The organism is Burkholderia cenocepacia, from assembly GCF_900446215.1.
Taxonomy (GTDB): domain Bacteria; phylum Pseudomonadota; class Gammaproteobacteria; order Burkholderiales; family Burkholderiaceae; genus Burkholderia; species Burkholderia cenocepacia.
On record NZ_UAQZ01000015.1, the window covers coordinates 111,679 to 126,814 of the forward strand.

12 protein-coding genes are annotated in these 15,136 nt (G+C 66.7%); 1 reads left to right on the forward strand and 11 read right to left on the reverse strand.

Translation table 11 applies throughout. From position 1 onward, the window contains the following. Positions 1 to 142 precede the first annotated feature (142 nt). The 11 genes from aspS to DTA15_RS30245 form a co-directional block, all read right to left on the reverse strand. A complete protein-coding gene (aspS, locus tag DTA15_RS30195; RefSeq protein ID WP_006485737.1) occupies positions 143 to 1,945 on the reverse strand; it encodes an aspartate--tRNA ligase in 1,803 nt (600 codons plus the stop codon). 66 nt (positions 1,946 to 2,011) lie between these two features. After that, on the reverse strand, positions 2,012 to 2,662 hold the full coding sequence (locus DTA15_RS30200; RefSeq protein WP_006477842.1) for a DUF502 domain-containing protein: 651 nt from the start codon (positions 2,660 to 2,662) through the stop codon (positions 2,012 to 2,014). Positions 2,663 to 2,723: 61 nt separating this feature from the next. Continuing rightward, positions 2,724 to 3,077 (reverse strand): FmdB family zinc ribbon protein, encoded by a 354-nt coding sequence (locus DTA15_RS30205; protein WP_006497387.1) that lies wholly within the window; start codon positions 3,075 to 3,077, stop codon positions 2,724 to 2,726. 95 nt (positions 3,078 to 3,172) lie between these two features. Further along, positions 3,173 to 3,799 (reverse strand): class I SAM-dependent methyltransferase, encoded by a 627-nt coding sequence (locus tag DTA15_RS30210; protein WP_006487899.1) that lies wholly within the window; start codon positions 3,797 to 3,799, stop codon positions 3,173 to 3,175. A 17-nt stretch (positions 3,800 to 3,816) separates the two neighbouring features. Next, positions 3,817 to 5,394: a ubiquinone biosynthesis regulatory protein kinase UbiB gene (gene ubiB, locus DTA15_RS30215; RefSeq protein WP_006487907.1), complete on the reverse strand. Its 1,578-nt coding sequence runs from the start codon at positions 5,392 to 5,394 to the stop codon at positions 3,817 to 3,819. Between the two features lie 12 nt (positions 5,395 to 5,406). Beyond that, positions 5,407 to 6,033 (reverse strand): ubiquinone biosynthesis accessory factor UbiJ, encoded by a 627-nt coding sequence (locus tag DTA15_RS30220; protein ID WP_006487883.1) that lies wholly within the window; start codon positions 6,031 to 6,033, stop codon positions 5,407 to 5,409. A 164-nt stretch (positions 6,034 to 6,197) separates the two neighbouring features. Continuing rightward, on the reverse strand, positions 6,198 to 7,229 hold the full coding sequence (locus DTA15_RS30225; protein ID WP_006487901.1) for a Tim44 domain-containing protein: 1,032 nt from the start codon (positions 7,227 to 7,229) through the stop codon (positions 6,198 to 6,200). Positions 7,230 to 7,270: 41 nt separating this feature from the next. Continuing rightward, positions 7,271 to 8,002 (reverse strand): bifunctional demethylmenaquinone methyltransferase/2-methoxy-6-polyprenyl-1,4-benzoquinol methylase UbiE, encoded by a 732-nt coding sequence (ubiE, locus tag DTA15_RS30230; protein WP_006477837.1) that lies wholly within the window; start codon positions 8,000 to 8,002, stop codon positions 7,271 to 7,273. Between the two features lie 52 nt (positions 8,003 to 8,054). Further along, a complete protein-coding gene (locus tag DTA15_RS30235) occupies positions 8,055 to 8,468 on the reverse strand; it encodes a gamma-butyrobetaine hydroxylase family protein (protein ID WP_006487879.1) in 414 nt (137 codons plus the stop codon). Continuing rightward, on the reverse strand, positions 8,465 to 8,908 hold the full coding sequence (locus DTA15_RS30240; RefSeq protein WP_006487903.1) for an HIT family protein: 444 nt from the start codon (positions 8,906 to 8,908) through the stop codon (positions 8,465 to 8,467). Before DTA15_RS30240 ends, DTA15_RS30235 begins: the two co-directional genes overlap by 4 nt. A gap of 84 nt (positions 8,909 to 8,992) precedes the next feature. Further along, a complete protein-coding gene (locus DTA15_RS30245) occupies positions 8,993 to 13,018 on the reverse strand; it encodes a DUF3683 domain-containing protein (protein WP_006487887.1) in 4,026 nt (1,341 codons plus the stop codon). Positions 13,019 to 13,603: 585 nt separating this feature from the next. Here DTA15_RS30245 and ilvA point away from each other — a divergent pair. Then, entirely contained in the window at positions 13,604 to 15,127 is a 1,524-nt protein-coding gene (gene ilvA / locus DTA15_RS30255) for a threonine ammonia-lyase, biosynthetic (RefSeq protein ID WP_006487895.1), read from the forward strand. The last annotated feature ends 9 nt before the right edge of the window (positions 15,128 to 15,136 follow it).

Below are 15,136 nucleotides of genomic sequence, written 5' to 3' on the forward strand. Positions count from 1 at the left end.
CAGGGCCGTGCGCCGGGCCTGCGCCCGAACGTGCGGCAAGTGCTGCGACTGTACCGCAAAAAATGAAAAAGGCGCATCACTGCGCCTTTTTCATGGGCGTCGTGTGCGCGTGACCACGCACACGACCGGGGCGAGAAGCGCGTTACGCCTTCGGCTGCTCCGGCTGACGCAGACGGATGTGCAGCTCGCGCAGCTGACGCTCGTCGACCGGGCTCGGCGCCTGCGTGAGCAGATCCTGCGCACGCTGCGTCTTCGGGAACGCGATCACGTCGCGGATCGAATCGGCGCCGGCCATCATCGTGACGATGCGGTCGAGACCGAACGCGATACCGCCGTGCGGCGGCGCGCCGTACTGCAGCGCGTCCAGCAGGAAGCCGAACTTCGCCTGCGCTTCTTCCGCACCGATCTTCAGCGCGCGGAACACCTTGCTCTGCACTTCCTCGCGGTGGATACGCACCGAGCCGCCGCCGATTTCCCAGCCGTTCAGCACCATGTCGTACGCCTTCGCGAGGCAGCGGCCCGGGTCGGTCTCGAGGTACTCGAGGTGCTCGTCCTTCGGGCTCGTGAACGGATGGTGCGCGGCGACGTAGCGTGCATCTTCGTCGTCGTATTCGAACATCGGGAAGTCGACGACCCACAGCGGCTTCCAGCCGGCCTGGACGAGACCGTTCGCCTTGCCGAATTCCGAATGGCCGATCTTCAGGCGCAGCGCGCCGAGGCTGTCGTTGACGACCTTCGCGCGATCGGCCGCGAAGAAGATGATGTCGCCGTCTTCGGCGCCGGTGCGCTCGAGGATCGCCGCGATCGATGCATCGTGCAGGTTCTTGACGATCGGGCTCTGCAGGCCGTCGCGGCCCTTCGCCTTCTCGTTGACCTTGATCCACGCGAGGCCCTTCGCGCCGTAGATACGCACGAATTCCGTGTAGCCGTCGATGTCGCCGCGCGACAGCTCGCCGCCCTTCGGCACGCGCAGCGCCGCAACCCGGCCGTCCTTCGCGTTGGCCGGCGTGCTAAACACCTTGAAGTCGACGTCCTTCATCGCGTCGGTCAGCTCAGTGAATTCGAGCTGCACGCGCAGGTCCGGCTTGTCCGAACCGAAACGCGCCATCGCTTCCGAGTACGGCATCACCGGGAATTTCGCGTCGAGCTCGACGTCGATCGTCGTCTTGAAGATGTGACGGATCATGTCTTCGAACAGGTCACGGATTTCCTGCTCGCCGAGGAACGACGTCTCGCAGTCGATCTGCGTGAATTCCGGCTGACGGTCCGCGCGGAGGTCTTCGTCGCGGAAGCACTTCGTGATCTGGTAGTAACGGTCGAAGTTCGCGACCATCAGCAGCTGCTTGAACAGCTGCGGCGACTGCGGCAGCGCGAAGAACTGGCCCGCGTTCACGCGCGACGGCACGAGGTAGTCGCGCGCGCCTTCCGGCGTGCTCTTCGTCAGCATCGGCGTCTCGATGTCGATGAAGCCCTGCTCGTCGAGGTACTTGCGCGCCTCGATCGCGACGCGGTAGCGCAGGCGCAGGTTGTGCTGCATCTGCGGGCGGCGCAGGTCGAGCACGCGGTGCGTGAGACGCGTCGTTTCCGACAGGTTGTCGTCGTCGAGCTGGAACGGCGGCGTGACCGACGCGTTCAGCACGTTCAGTTCGTGGCACAGGACTTCGATCTTGCCGCTCTTCAGGCCGGCGTTGACCGTGCCTTCCGGACGGTTGCGCACGAGGCCCTTGATCTGCACGCAGAACTCGTTGCGCACGCCTTCGGCGGTCGCGAACATCTCGGCGCGATCCGGGTCGCACACCACTTGCACGAGGCCTTCACGATCGCGCAGGTCGATGAAGATCACACCGCCGTGATCGCGGCGGCGCTGCACCCAGCCGCACAGCGACACGGTTTGGCCCAGCAGGTGTTCGGTCACGAGACCGCAGTATTCAGTACGCATCGACATGATGTTTGCTTTCGTTCGGTTTGATCAACGGGCGCCGCAACGCGCGGCCCGGGCGATGATTCTTTACTACAGCGGCGGCTCGACGGGACGGCGGGCGGGCGCCGGAGCCGGCGCCGAAGGCGCCACGACGCCCATCGAGACGATGTACTTGAGCGCGGCATCGACCGACATGTCGAGTTCGATGACTTCGCTCTTCGGCAGCATCAGGAAGAAGCCCGACGTCGGGTTCGGCGTCGTGGGCACGTACACGCTCACGTACTCTTCCGTCAGATGGTTGACCACGTCGCCGCCGGGCGTGCCGGTCAGAAACGCGATCGTATACGAGCCGCGGCGCGGGTATTCGATCAGCAGCGCCTTGCGGAATGCATTGCCGCTGCTCGACAGCAGCGTGTCGGACACCTGCTTGACGCTCGTGTAGATCGGCCCGACGACCGGGATGTGACGCACGACCGCGTTCCACCACGTGACGAGCTTCTGGCCGATGAAGTTCTGCGTGGCCAGCCCGACGACGAAGATGAACGCGAGCGTCAGCACCGCGCCGATCCCCGGCAGATGGAAGCCGAGCATCCGCTCGGGCTGCCACGATTCGGGCAGCAGGAGCAGCGTCTGGTCCATCGTGCCGATGATGAGGCCGAGCACCCACAGCGTGATCGCGAGCGGGACGAGAACCAGCAGGCCGGTCAGGAACACCGTTTTCAGGGTCGTCTTTTTCATCATCTGCCGTCAATGAACCGCGCCGGCGGCGCGGGTTGGTCGCGACCCGGACGGGCCGCGACGGTCAACTACCGGCGGCGGGCGCTGCGGCCGGAGCCGGCGCGGCGCTCGTCGTCGAGGTACTGCCCGAACTGCTCGCCGCAGCCGGCGCGGCCGCGGCGGGTGCGGCTTCAGCCGCCGGTGCGGCCGGCGCCGCGTCGCCCGACGCCGTCGCCGGCGCGCTGGTACCGCCCGAGCCGCCGCGAAAATCGGTGACATACCACCCCGAGCCCTTCAGCTGGAAACCGGCGGCGGTCACCTGTTTGCGAAAAGCATCCTTCCCGCATTCAGGGCATTGCGACAGCGGCGCGTCGCTCATCTTCTGGAGCACGTCCTTCGCGAAACCGCACGCTTCGCATCGATAGGCGTAGATCGGCATGATATTTTTCCCGCAGAAACTGGAAACGGCTTGCAAAACCTTGAATTATAGCCGAAACCCTGGCGCGCTCCGGCAATGGCCGCGACGCCCGTGCCTCAGCGGCGACGCCACGTGAGCCAGCGCTCGTGCCCGTCGAACACGGCCAGCGAATCGGTCACGGGCAAATCCTCGACCAGCTCGAAGTGCGGCGCGAGCAGCGCATCGAGTTCCGCGCGCTCGATCCCGAACGGCGGCCCCTTCGGTTTCGCCACCACGAAGAAATAGCCGGCCAGCAATCCGCCCGCGGGCAGCAGCTCGGCCATCCGCGCCGCATAATCGGCACGCAGGCTCGGCGGCAACGCGCACAGGAACGCACGCTCGTACACCCACTGCACGTCGAACGGCGGCCGGTACTGGAAAAAATCGGCCTGCTCGACGACGTCCGCATGCGCGCCGAGCTGCGCCTTCGCCGCAGCGACCGCCTGCGCGGCGAAATCGATCGCCCGCACCGGCCAGCCGGCCTGCGCGAGCCAGCCGGCCTCCTGCGCGCTGCCGCAGCCGGGAATCAGCACCGCGCGCGGCGCCAGCCGCTGCGCGAACACGCGAAAGCCGTCCGGCACGCCGCCGAATTCCCACGGCGTCACACCGCGCTCGAAGCGCTCGTTCCAGAACGACGCGCTGCCCGGGTCGCGTGTCGCGAAATCGGTGGCCGACGGTGCGGCCGGTTGCTTCGGATCGGACATCGCCGTGCTCCTTTCGATCAAGCGCCGTACGCGAGCGCGAGCAGCACGCGCGCGACGAGCGCCCCGACGCCGACGGCCAGGCCGAAGATCAGCAACGCCTGCAGCAGCCGGTTCGTCCGCTTCTGCTCGACGAGGACCTGACGCATCAGTTCCTCGCTCGCGGCGCGCGGCGCATCGTGGCGCGCGGCCAGCGCATGGTGGATCAAGCGCGGCAGTTGCGGCAGCGTCTTGCTCCACTGCGGCGCCTCGACCTTGAACCGCTCGTACCAGCCGCGCAGGCCGATCTGCTCGGTCATCCAGCGCTCGAGATACGGCTTCGCGGTCTTCCACAGGTCGAGTTCGGGATCGAGCGAGCGGCCGAGCCCTTCGACGTTCAGCATCGTCTTCTGCAGCAGCACGAGCTGCGGCTGGATCTCGACGTTGAAGCGGCGCGACGTCGAGAACAGGCGCATCAGCACCTGGCCGAGCGAAATGTCCTTCAGCGCGCGGTCGAAATACGGCTCGCACACCGCGCGGATCGCGCTTTCGAGCTCCTCGACGCGCGTCTCGGGCGGCACCCAGCCCGATTCGAGGTGGAGCGTCGCGACACGGTGGTAGTCGCGCTTGAAGAACGCGAGGAAGTTCTGCGCGAGGTAGTTCTTGTCGAAATCGGACAGCGCGCCGACGATCCCGAAATCGAGCGCGATATAGCGGCCGAACGTGTTCGGGTCGAGGCTCACCTGGATGTTGCCGGGGTGCATGTCCGCGTGGAAGAAGCCGTCGCGGAACACCTGCGTGAAGAAGATCTCGACGCCTTCGCGCGCGAGCTTCTTGATGTCGACGCCGGCCGAGCGCAGCGTCTCGACCTGGCTGATCGGCACGCCGGTCATGCGCTCCATCACGAGCACCTGCGACGTCGAGAAATCCCAGAACATCTCGGGCACGAGCAGCAGGTCGAGGCCCGCGAAGTTGCGGCGCAGCTGGCTGCCGTTGGCGGCCTCGCGCATCAGGTCGAGCTCGTCGTGCAGGTACTTGTCGAATTCGGCGACGACCTCGCGTGGCTTCAGGCGCCGGCCGTCGGCCCACATGCGTTCGGTCCACGTCGCGATGTCGCGCATCAGCGCGAGGTCGGAATCGATCACCGGCAGCATGTTCGGCCGCAGCACCTTGACGGCGACGGCCTTGCCCGCATGCACGCCCTGCTTCAGCTTCGCGAAATGCACCTGCGCGATCGACGCGCTGGCGATCGGCTCACGCTCGAATTCGTCGAACAGCTCGTCGACCGGCGCGCCGAGCGACTTCTCGATGATCGCGATCGCGACGGCCGAATCGAACGGCGGCACCTGGTCCTGCAGCTTCGCGAGTTCGTTCGCGAAATCGACCGACAGCAGGTCGCGGCGCGTCGACAGCACCTGGCCGAACTTCACGAAGATCGGGCCCAGGCTTTCGAGCGCGTGACGCAACCGCACGGCCGGCGGATCGGAGAAGCGGCGACCAATCGTCGTGATCCGCAGCAGCAGCTTCACCCGCCGGTCGTCGATCCGGGACAGCATCACTTCGTCGAGACCAAAGCGGATGACGGTGTAGACAATCTTGATGAAACGGAAAATGCGCATGCCCTGCGGCCCTCAGTGCGCGCCGCGCGGGCCGGAGCCCGTGCGCGCGCCGATTTTTTGTTCGAGTCGCTCGACCCGCTTTTCGACCCGCGCGAGCGCATCGCGTGCGCGCGCCAGCTCGGCGTCGAAGCCGCCGAGCGACGCGCGCCGGACGACCTGCGGGTTCTCGTCGAGCCAGTATTCGGCGACGGAATCGAGCACGTTGCGGCCGGTGCGGCGTGCGCGCGCGCCGGCGTCGCGCACGACCGTCGCGATCCGGTACGCCGCCGCGTCGCCGACCAGCTTCGCGAGATCTTCTTCCGGTTCCCAGCGCAGGTGCTCGGCCAGCTTCGCGATCTGCGTCGCGAATTCCGCGTCGCCTTCGATCTTCACGTGCTTCATCACGGCCGCCTGGCCGCCCTGCAGGAACGCGGCGACCGTGTCGCCGGCGAGCGCGATCGACACGTCGACCTGTTGCGCATCGTGCGCGTCGACGGCCGACAGATAACCGTCGGGCTGCACCAGCAGCGTGAGCGTGACGGGAGGCACGTCGATCCGGGCGGTCTTGCCCGCATAGGGAATCAGGCGGTCGCGTGCCCACGATTCGCGCGCGAGCAGGTGATTGACGGCAGCAGCAAAAGGCTTGGCGGCAAAGGTCATCGGGCTGGGAAAGAAAAAACCCGCGCAGGCCGGGCGCCCACGCGGGTTTCTATTGTAACGTCGGATCGATGGCGGACCGTGCCTGACCGTACACCCGGGCGGCAAGCGGTCGCAGTGCGGCGGCCGTCGCCCGGGTGCCCGGCGGCGCGGGCCGCCGGCCACGCTCAGTGCGTGTTGATCTGCTGGATACCCGCGAGCAGCCAGCCCTGGCTGCCCGACTTCGACAGGTTCCACACCTCGTCGAACGGCGCCGCCGACGTATTCGCCGATTCGCGGATCAGGCCGTGGAAGCGCACGCTCGCCGACTGCTCGATGCCGCGATCCTCGATCGCGACCAGTTCCGCGTCGAGCTGTACGACGTCGGTCTGGTTCGCGTCGTTGCCGCGCGAATCGAGGTCGATCTTGATCTCGGCGAACATTTCGGGCGTCGTGAACTCGCGGATGTCGGCCAGGTTGCCCTGGTCCCACGCGGCCTGCAGGCGCACGAAATAGACTTTCGCGCTGCGCAGGAACGCTTCGGTGTCGAAGCCGGCCGGCACCTGCAGGGGCGCCGCTGCCGCAGCAGCCGCGCCGGCGGCCGCCGCACCGCCGCCGAACACGCCCTGCGCTTCGTTCGCATAGCTGCTGCCGCTGCCCGCGTAGTTGCTGCCGGCATTGCCTTGCTGGAACGACGGGCTTTGCGAGTAGCCGCCCGACGACGATGCGGCGCCGCCGACCGAATACGCCGGCTCCTGCGGGCGACGGCGGTTCATGAACTTGCGGATCAGCCAGATGCCGACCATCGCGAGCAACGCAATCACGATGACGTTCGCCATCATGCTCGCGAATGCGCCGCCGAGACCGAAGTGCGACAGCAGCGCCGCGATACCGAGACCGGCCGCGAGGCCGGCGATCGGCCCGAGCCAGCGCGAGCGGTTGGGCTGCGCGGCCGGCGTGGGGGCAGCCGGGTTCGTGCGCTGCGCCTGCGACGGTGCGGCCTGCTGCATCGGCTGTTGCGCAGGCGGCGTGGCCTGGCGCTGCGTGACGGTGGAATTCTGGCGGCCGATGCTGCGCCCGCCGCCCATGCGCTTGGCTTCAGCGTCGAGCGATGCGAACGTGCCGGCCGTGAGCAGGCCGACCATCAGCAGCGTGCCGACCCGTCGAGCCCACGGCTTCGACGGTTTGCTACGGTTGAACAACGAACGCGATTCAGACATCAGCTTCTCCGAATGTAAGACGAATGTAGGGAAAGAACCCCTTAGTACTTGGTCCCTAGGTGTAAAGCTACCACGCCACCTGACAAATTGTAATATTTGACGGCGTCGAGGCCCGCTTGTTCCATCATCGTCTTCAGCGTGTCCTGATCGGGGTGCATCCGGATAGATTCAGCAAGATACCGATAACTTTCGGCATCTTTCGCGAACTTGTCGCCAAGCCACGGTAATACTTTGAAAGAATACAGATCGTACGCTTTTTTCAGCGGATCCCAGACTTTCGAGAATTCCAGCACCATCACGCGACCGCCGGGCTTCGTCACGCGGCGCATCTCGGCCAGCGCGGCATCCTTGTGCGTCATGTTGCGCAGCCCGAACGCGACCGTGACCACGTCGAAGTAGTTGTCCGGGAAGGGAATTTTCTCGGCGTCGCACAGCAGCGACGGCGTCACGACGCCCTTGTCGAGCAGCCGGTCGCGGCCCACGCGCAGCATCGATTCGTTGATGTCGGTATGCCAGACCTCGCCCGTCGGCCCGGCCGCCTTCGCGAACGACTTCGTCAGGTCGCCGGTGCCGGCCGCGATGTCGAGCACCTTGAAGCCGGGGCGCACGTTCGCCTGCGCGATCGTGAACGCCTTCCACGCGCGGTGCATGCCCGCCGACATCAGGTCGTTCATCAGATCGTAGTTGCTCGCGACCGAATGAAACACGCCCGCCACTTTCTTCGCTTTTTCGTTTTCCTCGACGCTCTCGAAGCCGAAGTGGGTTTTGCTCATCGCGTTGATCCTCAGTAAATGGCAAGACGGCGCCGAGCGGGCGCCGTCGATTTCAGTGGCAGTGGCCGTGCGGCGCGCCGGCCGCCTGCATCGGCGCGTCGCGCTCGACGCCCGCCGCCTTCAGTTTGTCGAAATAGTCACGCCACAGCGCGTCCTGCTGCGTCGCCAGCTCGTACAGCAGGTCCCACGAGTAGATCCCGGTCGAATGGCCGTCGGAGAACGTCGGCTGCAGCGCGTAGTTGCCGACGCCCTCGAGCGCGGTGATCGTCACTTCGCGCTTGCCGGTCTGCAACGTTTCCTGGCCGGGCCCGTGGCCGCGCACCTCGGCCGACGGCGAATAGACGCGCATCAGCTCGAACGGAATCCGGTAACTCTCGCCGTTCGGGTACTGCAATTCGAGCACGCGCGACACCGCGTGCACGACGACGCCGGACGGAATCGGCGTCGTGGAAGTCAAACCGCTCATGCTTGCCTCGAATCGGTCATGCGTTGAATTTCCTCGCGCACCGCATTGTGCAGCAGCGAGGCCTGCGCCGCGCGCGAACGCAGCAGCGCCTCGGACACGCTGCGCTGGCGCGGCGCCCACACGGGCTGCGGAAAATGGGCGTCGTTGGAAAAGCGCGGAATCACGTGCCAGTGCACGTGTGGCACCATGTTGCCGAGGCTCGCGAGATTCACCTTGTTCGGCTGCATCACGCGGCGCACGGCCCGCTCGACCGCGTAGACCACGCGCATCAGATGTGCCCGCTCGGGCTCGCCGAGATCGGAGAACTCGGCCACGTGCGCGGCCCAGATGACCCGGCAGAAGCCCGGATACTCGTGCTCGCCGGTGGCAAGCACGACGCGCAGCGCATCGTCCTGCCAGAGCACCTCGCCGCCGTCTTCACGGCAAAACACGCATTCCATCGTCGCTCCCATGTGGACGGGCGCCGGCATGCCGCGCCGGCGCCCGCTCATTCCCGGCCCGGTCGGGCGCTCGTCATGCCCGCATTAGACCAGCACGCGCTCGATCCCGCCATGGTTCGCGCGTGCGACATAATCGGCCATCCAGTTCTCGCCGAGCACCTGACGCGCGATTTCGACCACGATGTAGTCGGCTTCGAGGTTCGCGTCCTCGCTGTAGCGCGACAGGCCCTGCAGGCACGACGGGCAGCTCGTCAGGATCTTCACGTCCGGGCCGTTCGCGGCCGCGGCGGCCGGCGCCGGCGCGTCGCCCGCGACCACCGGAATCGCGCGCAGCTTCGCGGCGCCCTTGCGGATCTCTTCCTCCTTGCGGAAGCGGACCTGCGTCGAGATGTCCGGCCGCGTGACCGCCAGCGTGCCCGATTCGCCGCAGCAGCGATCGTTCTTCTCGATCTTGTAGCCGTCCTTCTCGGCGCCCATCAGCTCGTTGACGAGCTTCACCGGGTCGATCGTCTTGATCGGCGTGTGGCACGGGTCGTGATACATGTAGCGCGTGCCCGTCACGCCGTCGAGCTTCATCCCCTTCTCGAGCAGAAACTCGTGGATGTCGATGATCCGGCAGCCCGGGAAGATCTTGTCGAATTCGTAACCCGCGAGCTGGTCGTAGCAGGTGCCGCACGACACGACGACCGTCTTGATGTCGAGGTAGTTCAGCGTGTTCGCGACGCGGTGGAACAGCACGCGGTTGTCCGTGACGATCTTCTCGGCCTTGTCGTACTGGCCCGAACCGCGCTGCGGATAGCCGCAGCACAGGTAGCCCGGCGGCAGCACCGTCTGCACGCCCGCTTCCCACAGCATCGCCTGCGTGGCCAGCCCGACCTGCGAGAACAGGCGCTCGGAGCCGCAGCCCGGGAAGTAGAACACCGCCTCCGAATCGACGGTCGTCGACTTCGGGTTGCGGATGATCGGCACGATCTTGTTGTCCTCGATGTCCAGCAGCGCGCGCGCCGTCTTCTTCGGCAGGTTGCCCGGCATCTTCTTGTTGACGAAGTGGATCACCTGCTCGACCACCGGCGGCTTGCCGGTCGTCGCGGGCGGGTGCTGCGTCTGCTTGGTCACGACCTTCTTCAGCATGTCGTTCGCGAAGCGCTGCACCTTGTAGCCGACGCCCATCATCACGCCGCGCGCGACATTGATCGTCTGCGGATTGGTCGCGTTCAGGAAGAACATGCCCGCCGCGTTGCCGGCGTTGAACTTCTTCTTGCCCATCTTGCGCAACAGGTTGCGCATGTTCATCGTGACGTCGCCGAAATCGATCTTCACCGGGCACGGCGTCGCGCACTTGTGGCACACCGTGCAGTGGTCGGCCACGTCGTTGAACTCGTCCCAGTGCTTGATCGACACGCCGCGGCGCGTCTGTTCTTCGTACAGGAACGCCTCGACTAAGAGCGACGTCGCGAGGATCTTGTTGCGCGGGCTGTACAGCAGGTTCGCGCGCGGCACGTGGGTCGCGCACACCGGCTTGCACTTGCCGCAGCGCAGGCAGTCCTTCACCGAATCGGCGATCGCGCCGATGTCGGACTGCTGCATGATCAGCGATTCGTAGCCCATCAGCCCGAAGCTCGGCGTGTACGCGTTGCGCAGGTCGGCGCCGTCGAGCAGTTTGCCCTTGTTGAAGCGGCCGTTCGGGTCGACGCGCTGCTTGTATGCGCGGAATTCGGCAATCTCGTCGTCGGTCAGGAATTCGAGCTTCGTGATGCCGATCCCGTGTTCGCCGGAAATCACGCCGTCGAGCGAGCGCGCGAGCGTCATGATGCGGGCGACCGACGCGTGTGCGTCCTGCAGCATCTCGTAGTTGTCGGAGTTGACCGGGATGTTGGTGTGGACGTTGCCGTCGCCCGCGTGCATGTGCAGCGCGACGAACACGCGGCCGCGCAGCACGCGCTTGTGGATCGCCTGCGCCTCGTCGAGGATCTGCTTGAATGCGCCGCCGTTGAAGATCGCGCGCAGTTCCGCGCGGATTTCCTGCTTCCACGAGATGCGGACCGTGCGGTCCTGCGTGATGTGGAACACGGTCGCGCCCGGCTGTTCGTCCGCACGATCCGCGAACTTCTCGGCGAGCGCCTCGTAGCCGAGCTGCACCAGGTAGTGCTGCGCCTCGCGCAGCGGCTGGTCGAGCCGGTCGCGCACGAATTCCCAGCGCGCACGCACGCGCTTGAGCAGTTCCAGCGCCTGCTGGACGCGATCCTCGAGCAGTTCCGCGCTCGGGATCTCGTTCGCGTCGTCGGTCTTGCCGAGCGGCAGGTTGCCGCCGCGGAAGAACGCTTCGAGCGCGTCGACCAGCTGCAGCTTGTTCTTCAGCGACAGCTCGATGTTGATCCGCTCGATGCCGTCGGTGTACTCGCCCATCCGGTTCAGCGGGATGACGACGTCCTCGTTGATCTTGAACGCGTTCGTGTGCTTCGCGATCGCGGCCGTGCGGCTGCGGTCGAGCCAGAAGCGCTTGCGCGCCTCCGCGCTGACCGCGACGAAGCCTTCGCCGCTCTTGCCGTTCGCCATCCGGATCACTTCGGACGTCGCGTGCGCGACCGCATCGGCGTCGTCGCCGACGATGTCGCCGATCAGCACCATCTTCGGGAATGCGTTGCGCTTGCTCTTGGTCGCGTAGCCGACCGCGCGCAGGTAGCGCTCGTCGAGGTGCTCGAGGCCCGCGAGGATCGCGCCGCCCTGCTTCGACGTCTCGAACAGGTAATCCTTGATCTCGACGATGCTCGGGATCGCCTCGCGCGCCTGGCCGAAGAATTCGAGGCAGACGGTGCGCGTGTGCGCGGGCATCTTGTGCAGCACCCAGCGCGCGGACGTGATGAGCCCGTCGCAGCCTTCCTTCTGCACGCCCGGCAGGCCGGCGAGGAACTTGTCGGTCACGTCCTTGCCGAGCCCTTCCTTGCGGAACCGGCGGCCTTCGATCTCGAGCATCTCGCTCTTGAGCAGCTTCTCGCCCGGCGCATACGCGCCGTCGAACCACTTCAGCTCGAAGCGCGCGACCGCGATGTCGTGGATCTTGCCCTGGTTGTGCTCGTGGCGCGTGACTTCGAGCCAGTTGCCGTCCGGGTCGACCATCCGCCACCAGGCGAGGTTGTCGAGCGCGGTGCCCCACAGCACGGCCTTCTTGCCGCCCGCGTTCATCGCGACGTTGCCGCCGATGCACGAGGCGTCGAGCGACGTCGGATCGACCGCGAACACGTAGCCGGCCGCCTCGGCCGCTTCCGTCACGCGGCGCGTGACGACGCCCGCGCCGGAGAAGATCGTCGGCACCTTGTGCGCGACGCCGGGCAGCTCGGTCAGCTCGACCGCGCCCAGTTGTTCGAGCTTTTCGGTGTTGATCACCGCGGAGAACGGCGTGAGCGGCACCGCGCCGCCCGTGTAGCCGGTGCCGCCGCCACGCGGGATCACGGTCAGGCCGAGCTCGAAGCACGCCTTGATCAGACCGGCGATCTCGGCTTCGGTATCGGGCGTCAGCACGACGAACGGGTATTCGACGCGCCAGTCGGTCGCGTCGGTCACGTGCGACACGCGCGACAGCCCGTCGAAGCGGATGTTGTCCTTCTGCGTGCAGCGGCCGAGCGCCTTGGTCGCGCGGCGGCGCAGCTCGGCCATCTTGTCGAATTCGTCCGCGAACTCGTTGACCGCACGCTGCGCGGCGGTCTCGAGCATCTCGACGCGCGACGCGCGCTCGCGACCCGCGTCGTCGCGATGCTCGGTGAGATCCGCGCTGCGGCGCTTGCCGATCTCGGTCAGACGGTGGTTCAGCGCCTCGATCAGCAGCGCGCGGCGCTTCGGGTTGTCGAGCAGGTCGTCCTGCAGGTACGGGTTGCGACGCACGACCCAGATGTCGCCGAGCACTTCATACAGCATCCGCGCCGAGCGGCCCGTACGGCGCTCGGCGCGCAGCTCGTCGAGCACCGACCACGCCTCTTCGCCGAGCAGGCGGATCACGATCTCGCGATCCGAGAAGGACGTGTAGTTGTAGGGAATCTCGCGCAAGCGGGGCGCGGGGTCGGCGGCGACGGCGGCGGCCGCGCCATGCGGATCGAAAACTTGTGGTGCGTTCATGTTCGGACGACTCGGAGGGCCGATACACCGTGCACGGGCGTCGGCAAGCGCGTGGGCGCAATCTTGGGGAAATCTGTTCTGTTACCAGGCGCGCGGCTGTCCTTCATGGGGCCGGAGCGGGCGACTCGCCCCTCCTGGCCGGCGACAGGGCCTGGCGGCACTCGGGATCATCAGCACGATCGCGCGCGGCGCGCATGCCGTTCGGCCGCGGGGCTGGCTGCGCGCGGCGTCGGCTTCAACGGTGCGATCCGAGGGTGCCTCTGCATCTTCCGAATCCTTGATTCAAAACGGAATTCTAACCCATGATCGGGCGGTCCGTGACACGCCGGACAGGTCGTGGGGCTATCGCCGCGAGCCGCGCCGGGCGGGGCTCGGCGCGGTTTCATGCGATCATTCGCCGTCCGTCCGGTCGGTAACCACGCGGTTAAGCCGATAAAAAGCGGCGCCCGGCGGCGCGCCTCCCCTGCCGGCACGCCCACCCGGCCGCCCGCAGCTGCCCGCCCGGCATGCCGCTTGCGTACGGGCGGACCCTTGGCGCTATCATTGACCCTTTACCGTCTGCATCCGCACTGCACGCGAGCGCCCATGGCATCCCACGATTACCTGAAGAAAATCCTCACCGCGCGCGTCTACGACGTCGCGATCGAGACGGAACTCGAACCCGCCCGCAACCTGTCGGCCCGGCTGCGCAACGCCGTTTACCTGAAGCGCGAGGACAACCAGCCGGTGTTCTCGTTCAAGCTGCGCGGCGCGTACAACAAGATGGCGCACATTCCGACGGATGCGCTCGCGCGCGGCGTGATTACGGCGTCGGCCGGCAACCACGCGCAGGGTGTCGCGTTCTCGGCGGCCCGGATGGGCATCAAGGCCGTGATCGTCGTGCCGGTCACGACGCCGCAGGTGAAGGTCGACGCGGTGCGCGCGCACGGCGGCCCGAGCGTCGAGGTGATCCAGGCGGGCGAATCGTACAGCGATGCATACGCGCACGCGGTGAAGGTCCAGCAGGAGCGCGACCTCACGTTCGTTCACCCGTTCGACGATCCGTACGTGATCGCCGGCCAGGGCACGATCGCGATGGAGATCCTGCGTCAGCACCAGGGCCCGATCCATGCGATCTTCGTGCCGATCGGCGGCGGCGGGCTCGCGTCCGGCGTCGCCGCGTACGTGAAGGCGGTGCGTCCGGAGATCAAGGTGATCGGCGTGCAGGCCGAGGACTCGTGCGCGATGAAGCAGTCGCTGGACGCGGGCGAGCGCATCGAGCTGAGCGAGGTCGGCCTGTTCGCGGACGGCACCGCGGTGAAGCTCGTCGGCGAGGAAACCTTCCGGCTGTGCCGCGAATTCCTCGACGGCGTCGTGACGGTCAACACCGACGCGCTGTGCGCGGCGATCAAGGACGTGTTCCAGGACACGCGCAGCGTGCTCGAACCGTCGGGCGCGCTCGCGGTCGCGGGCGCGAAGCTGTACGCGGAACGCGAAGGCATCGAGAACCAGACGCTCGTCGCGGTCACGTCCGGCGCGAACATGAACTTCGACCGGATGCGCTTCGTCGCCGAGCGCGCCGAGGTCGGCGAAGCGCGCGAAGCGGTGTTCGCGGTCACGATCCCCGAGGAACGCGGCAGCTTCAAGCGCTTCTGCTCGCTGGTCGGCGATCGCAACGTCACCGAGTTCAACTACCGGATCGCCGACGAGAAGTCCGCGCACATCTTCGTCGGCGTGCAGATCCGCCGTCGCGGCGAATCGGCGGAGATCGCCGCGAACTTCGAGTCGCACGGTTTCAAGAGCGTCGACCTGACGCACGACGAGCTGTCGAAGGAGCACATCCGCTACATGGTCGGCGGCCGCTCGCCGCTCGCGCTCGACGAGCGCCTGTTCCGCTTCGAATTCCCGGAACGGCCGGGCGCGCTGATGAAGTTCCTGTCGTCGATGGCGCCGGACTGGAACATCAGCCTGTTCCACTACCGTAACCAGGGCGCGGACTACAGCTCGATCCTCGTCGGGCTGCAGGTGCCGCAGGCCGACCGCGCCGAATTCGAACGCTTCCTCGCGGCGCTCGGCTATCCGTATGTCGAAGAGAGCGCCAACCCGGCTTACCGCCTCTTCCTGTCGTAAAGGCTGCGT

What these genes read in the sequence shown, in the direction of transcription:
- aspS (WP_006485737.1), bottom strand. Translation starts at nt 1,945, where the DNA reads ATGTCGATGCGTACTGAATACTGCGGTCTCGTGACCGAACACCTGCTG.
- DTA15_RS30200 (WP_006477842.1), bottom strand. Translation starts at nt 2,662, where the DNA reads ATGATGAAAAAGACGACCCTGAAAACGGTGTTCCTGACCGGCCTGCTG.
- DTA15_RS30205 (WP_006497387.1), bottom strand. Translation starts at nt 3,077, where the DNA reads ATGCCGATCTACGCCTATCGATGCGAAGCGTGCGGTTTCGCGAAGGAC.
- DTA15_RS30210 (WP_006487899.1), bottom strand. Translation starts at nt 3,799, where the DNA reads ATGTCCGATCCGAAGCAACCGGCCGCACCGTCGGCCACCGATTTCGCG.
- ubiB (WP_006487907.1), bottom strand. Translation starts at nt 5,394, where the DNA reads ATGCGCATTTTCCGTTTCATCAAGATTGTCTACACCGTCATCCGCTTT.
- DTA15_RS30220 (WP_006487883.1), bottom strand. Translation starts at nt 6,033, where the DNA reads ATGACCTTTGCCGCCAAGCCTTTTGCTGCTGCCGTCAATCACCTGCTC.
- DTA15_RS30225 (WP_006487901.1), bottom strand. Translation starts at nt 7,229, where the DNA reads ATGTCTGAATCGCGTTCGTTGTTCAACCGTAGCAAACCGTCGAAGCCG.
- ubiE (WP_006477837.1), bottom strand. Translation starts at nt 8,002, where the DNA reads ATGAGCAAAACCCACTTCGGCTTCGAGAGCGTCGAGGAAAACGAAAAA.
- DTA15_RS30235 (WP_006487879.1), bottom strand. Translation starts at nt 8,468, where the DNA reads ATGAGCGGTTTGACTTCCACGACGCCGATTCCGTCCGGCGTCGTCGTG.
- DTA15_RS30240 (WP_006487903.1), bottom strand. Translation starts at nt 8,908, where the DNA reads ATGGAATGCGTGTTTTGCCGTGAAGACGGCGGCGAGGTGCTCTGGCAG.
- DTA15_RS30245 (WP_006487887.1), bottom strand. Translation starts at nt 13,018, where the DNA reads ATGAACGCACCACAAGTTTTCGATCCGCATGGCGCGGCCGCCGCCGTC.
- ilvA (WP_006487895.1), top strand. Translation starts at nt 13,604, where the DNA reads ATGGCATCCCACGATTACCTGAAGAAAATCCTCACCGCGCGCGTCTAC.